The 14192-nt window shown below is 39.6% G+C and carries 11 protein-coding genes; all 11 read right to left on the reverse strand.

The window, feature by feature from the left end; translation table 11 throughout:
• Positions 1–846: 846 nt before the first annotated feature.
• Positions 847–1572, reverse strand: coding sequence for a P-loop NTPase family protein (locus tag ACRD6K_RS03795; RefSeq protein WP_430972143.1), 726 nt, complete (start codon positions 1570–1572; stop codon positions 847–849).
• Positions 1496–2548: a hypothetical protein gene (locus ACRD6K_RS03800; RefSeq protein ID WP_430972144.1), complete on the reverse strand. Its 1053-nt coding sequence runs from the start codon at positions 2546–2548 to the stop codon at positions 1496–1498. Before ACRD6K_RS03800 ends, ACRD6K_RS03795 begins: the two co-directional genes overlap by 77 nt.
• Positions 2548–2841: a helix-turn-helix domain-containing protein gene (locus tag ACRD6K_RS03805; protein ID WP_430972145.1), complete on the reverse strand. Its 294-nt coding sequence runs from the start codon at positions 2839–2841 to the stop codon at positions 2548–2550. Before ACRD6K_RS03805 ends, ACRD6K_RS03800 begins: the two co-directional genes overlap by 1 nt.
• A gap of 240 nt (positions 2842–3081) precedes the next feature.
• Positions 3082–3330 (reverse strand): hypothetical protein, encoded by a 249-nt coding sequence (locus tag ACRD6K_RS03810; protein ID WP_430972146.1) that lies wholly within the window; start codon positions 3328–3330, stop codon positions 3082–3084.
• 33 nt (positions 3331–3363) lie between these two features.
• Positions 3364–4200: an RteC domain-containing protein gene (locus ACRD6K_RS03815; RefSeq protein ID WP_430972147.1), complete on the reverse strand. Its 837-nt coding sequence runs from the start codon at positions 4198–4200 to the stop codon at positions 3364–3366.
• A gap of 412 nt (positions 4201–4612) precedes the next feature.
• The gene (locus ACRD6K_RS03820) at positions 4613–7180 is read right to left on the reverse strand and encodes an alpha-N-acetylglucosaminidase (RefSeq protein WP_299578006.1); all 2568 of its coding nucleotides are present in this window, start codon (positions 7178–7180) and stop codon (positions 4613–4615) included.
• Positions 7181–7232: 52 nt separating this feature from the next.
• On the reverse strand, positions 7233–8354 hold the full coding sequence (locus ACRD6K_RS03825; RefSeq protein ID WP_430972148.1) for an acyltransferase family protein: 1122 nt from the start codon (positions 8352–8354) through the stop codon (positions 7233–7235).
• Between the two features lie 132 nt (positions 8355–8486).
• The gene (locus tag ACRD6K_RS03830; protein ID WP_430972149.1) at positions 8487–10139 is read right to left on the reverse strand and encodes an alpha-N-acetylglucosaminidase TIM-barrel domain-containing protein; all 1653 of its coding nucleotides are present in this window, start codon (positions 10137–10139) and stop codon (positions 8487–8489) included.
• Between the two features lie 158 nt (positions 10140–10297).
• Positions 10298–11017, reverse strand: coding sequence for a DUF4998 domain-containing protein (locus ACRD6K_RS03835; protein ID WP_430972150.1), 720 nt, complete (start codon positions 11015–11017; stop codon positions 10298–10300).
• A gap of 15 nt (positions 11018–11032) precedes the next feature.
• On the reverse strand, positions 11033–12232 hold the full coding sequence (locus tag ACRD6K_RS03840) for a DUF5000 domain-containing lipoprotein (RefSeq protein ID WP_430972151.1): 1200 nt from the start codon (positions 12230–12232) through the stop codon (positions 11033–11035).
• A gap of 52 nt (positions 12233–12284) precedes the next feature.
• On the reverse strand, positions 12285–14186 hold the full coding sequence (locus ACRD6K_RS03845) for a RagB/SusD family nutrient uptake outer membrane protein (RefSeq protein WP_430972152.1): 1902 nt from the start codon (positions 14184–14186) through the stop codon (positions 12285–12287).
• Between the last annotated feature and the right edge of the window lie 6 nt (positions 14187–14192).

Genomic DNA, 14192 nt, shown 5'->3' on the forward strand with positions numbered 1-14192 from the left:
TCACCGCAACAAAGGTTGGAAAGCAGGCGCTGACTTTTTGTACAGTCTTTGTCAGGTGGGGTGTTTTATATGGTTAAGCAAAAAACAGGGAGCGCTTTTATTTTCAGGCTCTTTGAATGGATTTGCTCGTCCCAAGGTTCTTATGGGGGAATAAACCCTTCTTTAATGGGGTATTTTATTGGATTTTGAAATGCTCACAAACCATTACCTCAAAGAAAGAAAAAAGGCAAAAAAAGAAAGAAAGCCCATTGCTCAGCCGGTCGGGGCAAAAGTGCAAGGCTGGACCACCTAACCGAAAATAAGCCTCCTTAGCAGCTCGAAAAACAATAAAGGCAAGGTGGGCCACTTGCTCTGGCCTTGCAGTTTGCTTAGCGCAGGACTTCGGGAGACCGGTTAAATTGGCTTTCCTTTTGGTTTTGGCTGATTGGAAATTTCAAAGGACAAATTATTGAAGTGGGCAGGCTAAAGGCAAGTGTCGCCCGGGCGTGGAGCGAAGCGAAACAAACGGGGCGACTCTTGCCGTGGGGTGCAAACCGGCTTCGGAGTGAAGGTGAGCGAAACAGCGACTGGTTTCGTGCGCGGCAGCGAGCGGATAAAGGAAGCGGTTGAGCGAGCCTGAGCGATGGTTCCGGTGCACGGGAAAACCTTTAAAGTAGGATCATACACTCTAAAAAATCAAGGGATAAAACCTGTTAAAAGCAGAAAGTTGCCTGCGTGTGAGAACAGAGCGGTTCGTCAGGCATTGTCCTGACGCTGCTTGTTGAACCCAGGCAGGCCGCTTTCACTGGCAGCCCGAGGCTTGTTCCCGAAGTGCATAGCAAACGAAGTGAACGGGCCGCAGGGGCATCATACCCGTTTGTCTTTCGCTGCTTTATCAAAGGCGACCAGGTTAAACATTTCGCGCATCCGGGAACGAATCCGGTTCCCGTAAATCGCTTCCAGTTCCGAGGCCGAAAGGTTGGTTGTCAAATGAGTCAGCATACGTTTGGCAACAAACAGGTCGTAGCGGGCCAGCAGGATTTCCGCCATCACATTGCATTCGTTTCCGAAGTGTTTGGGGGTTTGTTCCAGGCCCAGGTCGTCAAAACAGTACACCTGGGGCACGGGCACCCCACCAATCCGAAAATACGATCCCTTGCTGTAATGATTGATCACCGAATACCCGTTTTTTTCAAACTCAAAGCTGATTTCCCGGGTGGGCTTGACCATAAACTGTTTTTCGCGCGGACAAAAATAGCTGATCAGCCTGGCCAGCGAACTCTTTCCGCAACCAATTGGTCCCGAAATCAACAAGCCTTTCCTCAGGTTGAGACCCAGTCTTTCTGCATTCTCCTTGTCTCCAATGGCATAGATCAACAGTTTGTAGATCAGGTTCAGATCTGCGGGAGCAATGGCAAAATTATCCCCGAATAACATTTTCCCTTTTTCTTCCATCCAGAGCACACTTTTCTGAAAATTGAAATGGAATACCCCACCTTTAAACGCTGCAATTTGCTCATAAGGGCTCTGAATAATCCTTGTCGGTTGCGATGCTGAAGCGGCCTGCGCCGATTTGATTGAATGGTCTTTCATGATTTTTTTGTGTTTGGCTGTTTAACATCCATTTCCGGGCAAGGGCTTGCCAGGAAACAATTCGTTGCGCATTTCCGGTTTTCCATCCCAGGGACAGGTAACGGGAATAAAACTGTTGGGCTTCAATTGGCGGGAATCGATTTTGCTCAAAGAAATGTAACACTTCCGAAAAATCTGGAATTCCGGACTCTTCTTCTGTTTCCAGATTCTTCCCGGGTCTCCAATTTTCCATGTTCACTTTTTCTAGTCGATTTTCACTTCTATGATTTTCGACCCTCTTTTGATTCTCTTCTTGTTTATTCTTGTTTGTATTCTTTATAAGAAGTGTATCACTTGCTGTATCAATTCCGGTATCAGCTTGTATACCGGTAAAATGATCCTGGGGATTGGAGGTATCCTTTGCAGTATCCAATTTGCGACTGGTAGTCCTGCCACTAACATTTGTAGTATTGGCTGAAGTATCTTTTTTGATATCGCCTATAATACCAGTCTTTCCTGCGGTATTAACTGATGCATTTCGTGCAGTCTTCGAATTGGTACTGGTATCGTCTGCTGTCTTCCCTGTCGTATCAGTTTTAAGCTTGGTGGCAGAACTGGTATCTCCTGTTGTATCTTTTCCGGTATCTTCTGCAGTCCCGGCGTTGATACTGGTACCAAAATCAGCATCAGCAGGAGAGTCAGTTGTCTGATCAAACCGAATGCAACGGACTTCGCTGCCCCGGTGCAGGTTGGAGGATGATTTGTAGTGAATGTAGCCCCAGTCGGTTAGTTCTTTCATGCAGCGGGCATAGGTATTGGCAGAACCAATCCGGGCCTGCTCCATCATGTCCGCCCGTGAAATTACAAACTGGTCTTGAAACCGGCAGGCATTCCATTGCCAAAACAAGGCCAGGTACAGGCTGATGTGGTAGGATGACAGGCGTTTATCCCCGGCCAGCCGCTCAAAGAAACCGTTTAGATGCCGGAGGTAATTCATTACCGTTGCCCCAATCGAATGAGCGACTGGCTTTTGTTCTTTTCCAGAATCTTGTAGATATCCTGAGCATCGTAGTACAAAACACCTCCCATTTTGGTAAAGGGAAGCGTACCGTTTACCCGCATATTTTGAAGGGTTCCCGGGGAAATACCCAACAACTTACGGACTTCGCCCGAACGAAGCCACTTCTTGGAAGGCAGCCCCTGGTTTTCTTTGAACAGTTTTTTAAGCTCGTCGAATAATTCGATTTTGAACTCAAGAAGATCGTCGGTGGTTAAAATTTCTGATGGCATAACGTTTACTTTTGAATGATTCATTATTATCAGTCGTTTCTCTCGCTTGGTAAGGCCCAAATAAGTTGGGTTTTACACTCGCTAAATCGAAACGATCATTTTGATTTCATTCAAAATTGCAGCCTTCAGCATTAATTTGTTATCAATGGCTTGTCAGGTGAGGTGTTTTTTATCGTAAAGTAGAATCAAGACATGTGTGGTTTTCAGGTGAATCGGGAAATAGTCCGAAACTAAAATATATCACGAAGACACAGCCATTCCTTTTCTTTTCCTTTCACGATAGTGCTGTACACATTCCCGGTGAAATTCCCTCATCCGATCCAGTTCTTCCTGCTCAATGCTTTCAATTTGCAAAATCTGCTCCCGTTCATTGTTGAGCTCATAGTAAGCGCGAAAAGGACAATCTTCCAAGGGTTTGCCCATGGGGCAGCCAGAAAAGGCATTAATCAAATCAACATTTTTACGAACTTTTGGTGTTTCGATTGACATGGCATTTAGCTTTTTGAACGTTAATATTCTGATTTATTCGTTATCCTCATCCAGGCGTTGCTGAAGCACCGAGCGTAAAAAATCCAAAAACTTGGTACGATCAATTTTTCGTTGCTGGATTTCAGCATGGAAACGGTAAATATCCTTACTCAGCTCCACCCCAAATAACTGTCCGAACATTTCCGCAAGTTCCCGAATCGTTGTTTTTCCTCCATTGACCATTTTCGCATAATGCAAGGCATAGATCAACTCTGCCAAGTCAATCTTTTTACCACACCATAGGTAGCTTGAATTGGCCCCATTGACTTTGTTATTGCCAGGGTTTTCGAGTTTCTCGATTTCTTTACTGAGGTAATCCAGCAGCATTTCGTTGGCCATAATCACCGAAAAGGTATGGTCGTGCCAGGTAAAAAAAGCTTCATCCAATAGCTCTCTGCTGTCTCTCAACTCCAGGGGAATTTCAGCGTTTGATCGTAGAAAATACTGCTCATCCAAATGCTTATAGCCACAACGGTAATACTGTACTTTCAGATGACGCTTCTCCATGAACTCATTGATTTTGTAAAGGCAGTTCTGAAGGTACCGTTTGGTTAACATGACATCGGCGTTTCTGCGTTTACTTTCAATCTCGAAAACCAATTGATAATACAGTAACCGTCCATAGGCCGCAGGCTTGATTTCCTTGAAAAACAGAATCTCCGATTCGCGATCGGGGAATCCCTTTACCACAACCAATTTGCGCAATTTCTCCAAAGCAATCTTGCAATGTCCAATGGCATACTCCACCTGATCAATAACATTAGTTGAGACGGCCTCTATCTTTGACAACTCCATTTTCAGTTCAAAGATGATATCCCAATACATCTCCATAGTATAAAATTTAATTGTGTTAATATTCTGGATCTTCCCAAAACCAACCCATTAACAAATTAAATTTCAGATTTTCAGGATGCTACTTTGATAAGCTATTTCTATCGCAATATAATTAATTTGTCAAAATTAAATCCCGAGAGCAAAAGCTTCCTCTCGGGATTTTCTTCAAAAGTGAAAATATAAGCAATAAATATTTCACATTCCTTATTTAATTCATAGGAATACTACTCTAGTAGCCTACTTATCTGTTCAGTACAATTCATAAGTCAAACAACTATTAACCGATGCTTAATCTTTAGTCGTATTCAATTATTACTCTAAGATTAAAAAAATCAACCTAACTTTCCGCTCATTTCATGGAATGAACTTTACTTCCCATTTTGTCAAATATTGCACTTTCAAATAGGATCTACTCATCACTATCTAATATCAAAATAACCCTACCACTGACTTTCCCCCCATCCTCTGCAGCTGAAAGGGAAACCCGTAAAACAAGACCGTTATTTGCTTTTGTGTCATTGGGAACATCCAGCACATATTGTGGTGACAAATTATGTCCAACTGACTCGATATGGTTGTCACTTGCAATAACTTTTCCATCGGCAACCAATTCCACAATTTGAATTCTACTGGTTTGACTCCCCTTGATATATTCGAATTTAACACCTTTTATTTGTGAAATATATTCTCTTTTTATAGCCCATTCTTTTGTAATCCAATTTTCTGACAATTCACTAGAGGTCCAGTCGCCAATAATTCGGTCACTAATTTCTGGTATTACAGGTATGGGTTTATTAATCGCATTTTTTACCAGTTCTTGTGCTGCCTCAAGCGGATTTGAAAAAGGTTCGATTTCGCTAACTCCTTTTTTTAACACCCAAGCATCTTCAAATGCCCGTTTATCAAAGGGTTTGTTCTCTCTTAAACATTTTAAATTTAGCGCCATTCTATCGCGGTAGTAATCGCGAATTAAACCACCCCACATACGGGCTGCATAATCGTTTACCCCCGATTTTATTTTGGGTGCACCCCAAACCGTTACAATCCTTCTCGCATCGAGTTCGTATTTGTCCTGCACCTCAGGATTATTGCTATGCGAGCGTGCAAAGTTAATCCAGCGTTCAAGGTTTAATGTTGGATGATCTTCAAGCAATCTATCAGCATCGGTAAGTAATTGTAAAGCCCATGCACCCGCTTCGTCACGAATCTCGGGCTGAAATGACTGGTGCGCATTGTAGGCATATCCAAACCAATCTTCTGCTTTGTGGCAAAGTGCCGTTGCTGCGAATTCCATTGCATCAGCCTTGTAGAGTTCTGAATCTTTTAACTCGTCGGCACACGAAAGAAATTTTTCAATGGCTTCTAAAACACGTGGATCCTTATTTATTGTTCCCTGAAACCACAATCCATGAGATTGAAAACCAAAGCGTGGATGGTCGGTCATCGTACCATAACTTGTTTTGCGTAACAATTGCCATGCTTCAGCCATTGCTTCAGGACAAGCTCCATAACGTGCTTTTGAATAATCAATATACCAGGTATCAAGATCTATTTCTTCTTTTCGCCAAGCCATATCGGCAACCAATTCGAACGTAACATCGTTATTTTCTATTCCTTCAGGAGCAAATCCAAAACCAGAAAGATTTTTTCGGTAAGGAGAATTTAACATCTCAATTGGATTTGTCGCATAATAATCGTGTACACCCGTGTGACCGGTTTTCCCTCCGCTGTTCAGCATAAATCCATAAATCCAGGGTTTATTGTTGTAGCCCTCGAAAACATCGTAATTATACCCGTTTTTATAGGCTATGCCGTTGTATTCGTAAGCATAATCCAAAATTACCAATTTGTCGTCCGGGATTCGGCTAAAAAGAGCATTGGTAGTTTCTTTATTCCAGATATTACGTTGGTAAGTAAACATCCAACCTTGCACAACCCAAACTGCATCGGGGTTAGCTGCTCTTAACGATTCATAAATAGCACTTCCATAGTCTGACAAAAGTTCGGTTACCGGCTGATCTGTTTTTGGTAGATCTAATTCGTTAAAACTATCAGCAAGAAAATATTTACATTTCCCAAATTCCTTTTCCCATTCTTCAATAAAAAGCTTTCCTATTTTGTTAAACAATGGGGTTCCCGGGCTTAAAAGATAACCATGATATTTCTGAGGAAGTCCTCCCCAACTTACTTCTAGTAATTTATTATCAGGATAAACTTCGGTAATTCCTTTCGGGACAAAACCAGCAAAAGCCGGAACGATAGGACTCATCCCGAGTTCTTTCATTCGGCTTAGTATTTTATGCTGAAGTGCAATTTGATCTTCGTGCCACTCATCAGACAGTACATCGCCATCAAGGCCGTTTATATTTCCCATGCGTTGCCATGGCAACAATGAAGGCCCCGTATAAAATGCATCGATTTGCTCCTTCTTCAGTCCAAGTTTTTTCCAAACCCGGGTTGCAATTGCTTCATTCGCCACCAATGCCAACGGGAAATTCATTCCATGCAGGGCCATCCAGTCAATCTCTTTCTCCCATCGGTTCCAATCCCAATAAGGAGTTGAATAACCAAATGCACAAACATTTAGATAGTAACGATTTTTATATGGAGTAGAGAAACTCGTTTTATCCACTTCCGGCCAGGCTTCTGGAGTGTCAAGACGTGTTCCATTCCAGGTAACCATACCAAGTTTATTATCGCGAATATACTGATAAACACCGCGACTAAGCGCAACCGGGCTTGAGCCACTTATTGAAACTTTACCGTTTTGAGCTTCAATTTCAAAAACATCTCGGTTATCTTTTTCTGGAATCTCATACAGTTTTATTCCTTTTAGTTTGTCGCCAAACGTTCGTTCTAGGACTCCACTTACAGCCTCTTCTATTGCTAAATCATTTTTGCTTTTTGCTTCCTGACTCTTTCCTGAGTAGGGAATCATCAAAATTATTAAGAGGATGATTAGATAATTATTTCTCATTTTATATTTTTGTTTTAATTGCATACAAATAAGTTGACATAAACAGTAACTATCACACTTTTACAAAAGTTTTTTTCTTGTACATCCAGTACATAATAAAATAAACAACTGCAAGAGAAATTATTGAACTTAAAACAGGATAAAAACTTCCTGTCCATTTTTCCAGTCCAAAAATAAATATTGGTCCTATCTTCTGAAAAGGTAGCAGATAACTTGCCATATAAACAGCAATGCTGTTCATTCCAATAACTCTTAGCCAGAACGCCCAGCGCTGGTATCCCTTTACATCGATGAGGTAATAAAAAACCGAAATTAGCAGAAAGCTTAATCCGGATGAGTGAAGTATGAATGAGGCGCTCCAAAGGCGTTTTATAATGGGGTACCAAATATTTAGAACCTGCCCGGCGGTAACCATACAAGCTCCAAGAATTGCAAGTATTACTGTTTTATGAATCATTGAGTTTTGTGAATGAACCAAACGCATTTTAATTTTTTCTGCCCTAATAATTGTGCTTGCAAAAACACCGGTCATTACAGTGGCAACAAAACCCAGAGAACTTAATACCCATGTGTAATCTGCTGTAGGATCATCAAATTTGCCAAGCACCAGTTTGTCGAGATATTTTGCAGGATTTATTTCATGTGTACACAAACCGGCTTCATAACCAGGAACCGGAACAAACTGCATAATGCCCCAATAAATTCCTACCAATCCAAAGGTGAAAATTAATTGTGCTTTTATTTTTAGTCTTGAATAAATTAGTGTACTAAAAAAATAACCGATTGCAATAGCTTGAAGGGTATCATGGATAAGAAACATGTTATCCGGATCGAATGCCAACAGGTTACATTGGCAGACCATTCCGAGAATAAATAATATTATAGCCCTTTTAAAAGAATGAATGTAAATGGTTATCCGGGATTCTCCCATCGATATTCTCTTGTTAAAAGAAAATGGAATTGACATGCCAACCATAAATAAGAATAATGGCATGATTAAATCATAAAAATGGAATCCTTCCCAGCTTTTATGGAAGGTTTGTTGAGCCAATACATTAAACACTTTCCAATCGGTTGCTTTGGCCAGGTTTCTGATAACAAATTCTCCTCCAATAATCCAAAGCATATCAAAACCACGAAGGGCATCCAGCGATTTTAGTCTTTCTGATTTCATTATTTAGTTTCTTTTTCACTGTTCTTGCAAAATCATATTTTAAGCCAAAGTCGAAAGATAAACTCGCTATCCGTTTTCATCTTTTAATATTATCTGGCAATAGACTAAATCGCTTATATCATTCCTCATAACTCATTTCAATTTATTTTTATTTTGCAAATTCTCTGGATATAATATATCGGTCTTCTGATTCCAGTCGTTCCAAGGCGTATCCACCCAAGCCCTTTCCCATGCTTTAGAATCGAATGTTTCTTCCTTTTTTTGTGCGATATACCAAGCTTCCCAACGAGGAAGATAGTAATCGGCAACCATCCCTCTCCAGGTTTTAGCAGCATATTCAGACAGATAACTTCCCCAATAGGAGATTAACCGTTTAGCATCGGCTTCGAAGTAATCGCACTGTTCCTTATTTTCGCCCCAAGACCGTGCAAGGTTTATCCATCGTTCTAAACGAAAAAGAGAATGACCGGCAAAAAGACTATCGAGCAGTTTCATTTCATTCGAAAACTCGAACCAAATTTGGTCAGCCTCCTTAAATCGTTTTTGCTCTACTCTTTCCTTGAACTGAGCCAGAATAGAGTCAGCTTTTGCTCCCCTAACATAAGCTTCTAATTCTATTAAATCATTTTTATATAGTTCGTTTTCATGCAGTTCTTCATAATTTTCGTTGAACAGGATTAAGGCTGAATCAACTTTTGCGTTTTGGACAGGGCTTTTTCGTATTCCGATATACCCACTATTATCATGACGCCCCTGATAACGATTTAAATGGCTTGCTTCCCTATTGTAAACAGACTCGCAGAGCAAGTTCCAGGCTTTTTCCAAACTTTCAGAAACTAAACCATACCTGGCAGCGCAATATCCTTTGAGCCATTCTGAGTAATTAATTGGCTGCTCACTCCACATGGCATCGGAAACAAGTTCATAAATGACTTCGTTATTTTCTGTTCCCTCAGGGGAATATCCAAAAGCAACCAGCTTGCCAACGTCATTCCTTTGTTTTATTTCAGGAATTATACTCCCATACTTTGTTAACCATCCCCCTAATTGAGAATTCCCTCCCCAATTAGGAATAACGCTATACATCCATGACTTACCATAAAAATTATTTGTTCTGGAAAATTGTGGCTGTGATTCGGCAAACAAATCCAATACCATCATTTTATCGTTAGGAATACGGATAAAAAAAGCTTCCATCCTGTCTTCTGTCCAAAAATCTTTATCCATTAAAAACATCCACCCCATCATTAACCAGGTGCCTTCAGGTTCTGCCGTTGTAATTGACTCATAAATTGTTTTTCCGTATAGGGCAAGTTCTTCCAATTTAGCTTCTTCCGTTTCTCCGGTTACCGGAGGCAACATTTCATTAAAAGCATCCGCAAGAAAAAACGAGGCCTTTCCATATTGCTTAGTCCATTCTTTGATGAAAGCATTCCCAATTTTCTGAAAATATGGGGATAGTGGGTGAAGGATCTGACTTGTATAAGGAGCTTTAAACTTAGCCCAAACATCAATTTTTCTTATACTGGCATCAGGGAACTTAGATTTGAAACCAGGTGGAACAAACCCTGCGAAAGAAGGAGCAACCGGATTTATTCCCAATGCATGCATTTTTGCTATTATTTTTTTCTGCAATTCAACTGTTTTAGGAAAGAAATTTTTGGGAACTGGTCCGCTGTGTTTATAAATGTTTCCCATGCGGAACCAGGGGAAATAGGCAGGTCCGGTAAAATACTCTTCTAATTCTTTATTTGTATAGCCCATTTGCTTCCACACTTTATCCATCCCAATTCAGAACTAGAGAATAATTCTGAACGTTCTTATGTTATTTGATAAGAGGGCTTAGTTATAAATAGCTAAACCCTCTTATTTCATCAGCTAGTCTTCAGAGGCTGTGTCATAATTTTGTAAAGACAAACAAGCCTAACAGACAGGTAGTTCCCTTACCTTGAGCGACTTGCAGTCAAGTCCACTGTTGTCCACTCAGTATAGAACGTATCTATTGCCGCTGGTTGTGGTAAAAATGCAGTTCTGGTCATAATCTCTTTATCAGAATCAATTTCAACTATAGATGTTCTATTTTCTGTAATAGGAACATTTATAGTAAGATTCTCTCCTAATCTATTAAAATATCTAATTTCGGAAAGAATTGCACCAGAGCCATAACTTAACCACTCTATATGGAGTGAAGAATTAATATCTAAAGAAGTATTTTTAATTGCTCTTGGCTGTATTTGTAATCTATAGCGATTGCCAAAAACAGCGCCATATACAATACTCTTTATTGATCTGTTAGCTTTTTCATCTTTGCAATACAAATTAAAAGCGTAGTCACCTTCATCAAGCCCGTCCAAAATATATTCCATTTTTGTAGTGTCTGATAGTGTGGGTGTAGCAACCTGAAATGAATCAGCTCCATTGTTGTAATAGCCAATAATTGATTTTTCTCGATACCCGTTTATTATCGTCCAGGATAATTTTAATCGGCCTTCTCCTGCATAACTTTTTACATCTACTGGTTTGGAAAGATATATGGTCTCTCTTTCTTCTATGTATTCTTTATGAGTATCATCCATATCACTGAAAATATTATCAATATAATTACAGGATGAAATTGTAAGCCCAATAAGAAGGATTACAATGTATCTAATTTTTACTATCATATCTTCTAAATTATTCTATTTAACTTTTTGTCCATATATTTCGGAATAACCAACAGCTCCATTTTTATTCCCAATTAGCCAGGGACTAATCAACTCAATTCTTAAGTATCTATATGGCTCAGCATCAATTGGCATTTCAAATTCAAAGCCCGAATTAGCAAAATCAATATCCTCCTGAGTAACATATCTCGAATCGTCAGATCGCCCAGCCGGCAAACCAGATGGTTTATGGGTTTCACACTCTTTTAAAAGCGTCCAGCTATCCCACGATCCATCAGAATTTGGATCATTTGACCCATATATATTGAAATTTTTATAGTTAAAATTGTAGTACAAGAAATAGTTGTACGGAACTCCCCAGTTATAGTGCCAAAGTTTAAAGCGGCTCAGCTTTACTATTTGCCCCAGATCAATTGTATATGACATCGGCAAGCCATCAGTAGCACCAATTGAAATACTTCCAACATTCGAATTCCACATATTCGCAAAATCATTTTGCCATGTGTCTCCGGGTAATTGAATCTGCTGGAATTTGTCACTTTCAATTAGCTCTTCATAAAGCGGTTTAAATTCCTGAGTAATTGTATCCGAATAATTTTCCCACCGATCTCGAACAACAATACCAAAACGCCTAGTTATAGTATCTTGACCTCGAAGGGAGTATTCTCCTGCTTTCGTCGAAGTATATACTGCATCCAATACCTGCCAAGTGGTTTTAGTTGAATCTTCAGCGATAAGAAGTAAAGCAACGGGGGATTCGGTTGGATTCGACCATATATACTTAACCCCCCCGAAGTCAGCAAACATCTTAATACTCTCTTCTATGAGTTTTACGGGAGGCTTTACAGGAGAAATTGTAACCTTAACGGCTTCTGATCGATTTTCTCCCCTGTCAATAGAATATACGTCAATAATATATTCTTTGGCATCACCAAAGCCTTCAATTTTTACTGAATTCGAAAAATTAGAGATTCTCTTTACTTTAATATCTCCATTAGATAGAGTATAAACTAACTCAACTCCAAGCAAGTCTTCATCAGCAGGGAGATCAAACTTTAAAATAGCACCACCGGGAATATTTTCGACATTAGTTATTGTTACCTTTCCAGGTGCAACTCCATCTGATTCCATAGGTCCTAACACCTTCTCTTGACAAGAGAATAATGATTGTGCAATTAGTATTACACACAGAATATATTTATATAAAAAATTCATTTCAAAAAGATTATTTGTTTATTATTTGCATTGAGGATAACGAACACAACAATTACCAGCCAATAGTTTGGACCATATTTTCATTAATCGTAAGAATATACTCTCTAATTGGCCAAAGATAATCTTTAGGTGTATGGTGTGGTGTAAACAAAACAGTCTCTTGATAAAAGTCAGCGGCATCTGTGCCATTTACATTCCATCCTTTTATGGGTTTATTCATATATAGGTCTTGTTTTAGCCAACGATTAAGATCCCAAAATCTTTGTCCTTCAAATGCCAGTTCATTTAATCTCTCCTGGTGAATAATTTCTCTGAGTCCATCTTTATTTGATGGCTTATCCGGATTAATCGAGCTGGAAGACCAACTGAAAACAATGCCATTCAATCCTACATGTTCTCTAACTTCATCTATTGCTTCGTATACATCCGGCGAGGGACCGCTGAATTCATTCAACGCCTCTGCATAATATAGATAAAGGTCAGATAAGCGAATAATTGGGAAGGCATAATCTTCCCTGCTGTAGCTGGAAATACCGGCTGTATTGTTGGGATGGACTAATTTCTTTGCATAGTACCCAGTTTTAGATGATCTTTCACCGTAGAAACTTGAAACTTCACCCATATATCCTTGCACAACCCATGAATCAGCTTCAATTGTTCGACCTTGTCCAAACCAGATTCCACGATTAAAACCAAGTGAAGCATAAAAACGAGGTTCTCTGTCGAAATGGAGCTGTATGGTACTCTCTCCTTCTTTGATATAATATTTCTCGTCTTCGGAAGCTGTTCTTAATTTCATTATATCCACATCCTGCCAATCAACATCTTCATCAATTGGAACCCCATTTTGAGAGTAGAACTGTTTTGCTATTCGTAAGGTGGGAGCCATAAAAAGATTAATATGTCCCCCCTTTTTTGTTTTCGGATCAAGATAAGCCTGGCAATAGTTTTGTATAGAAGAAGCTCTGCCTATGGAGGCTCCCCATATAATTCCTTTATTCCAATTGTCCGATACAGCACCTCTAATTGTCATTTTTAGTTGTGTCTCGGCGGAAAGCGCAGCTAATGAATAGTCTCTTTCATAAAACGAATGTCCCGCCTGCAATGCAATATCGATAGCTTCTTTACAGGCCTGTGCTGCTACCTTCCACTTATTTACATCATATGCCCCAAAGAGTGCTTCTCCATCTCTATTCTTAAAATTCTGATACATAGAATTTCCATTAAACTGAGGGCTGGCTGCGGTAATAAGTACTCGAGCTTTAACAGCAAGAACAATTGGCTGAGTTATGCGCCCCATCTCCTCAATCGTGTTTTGTATTGAGAGAGGAAGTAGTTCAGAAATATCATCTAGTTCCTGTACAATAAAATCAATGCATTTATCAAAAGGCTCTCTTTTATAGACAAGATCTTCAGGTGAAGTACTTACAGGGAGATTATTATCAACAATATCAATAGCACCATACATGCGTAACATCCAGAAATGATAATATGCCCTTAAAAACCGAGCCTCTGCTTTCCATCTGCTTTTTTCCATGTCTGTCATATCATATACTTGGTCAATCTCTTCAAGAAATGTATTACAACAGCGAATACCTTTATAAAGATTTTTTCCGCCATTTCGACCTTCGTAATAATCTACGTAAGGATTGTTTGAATTTTGCGTTCCTCTAGCAATGCGAAAAGAAGCAGGAGCAGATATTTCCGGGTGAGCAAATATTTCTTCGTATGTCCAAAATTCGTCTCCTGCCATAAACGCAGGATTTGCATAGACATCTCCATAAGCAGGCAGATATGAATAGCATGTAAAGAGATACTTTTCTGCATTTGCCCTATTCGTAAATGCATTTTCAATCGTTGCGACATTATCTGGGACAATATCTAAATAATTGCAGGATTGATATAACGCACCAATAATAGTTATTGCTATTATGTAAAGTGTTTTTTTTGCCATAATTGT

The organism is Sunxiuqinia rutila (assembly GCF_050589705.1).
Lineage (GTDB): Bacteria > Bacteroidota > Bacteroidia > Bacteroidales > Prolixibacteraceae > Sunxiuqinia > Sunxiuqinia rutila.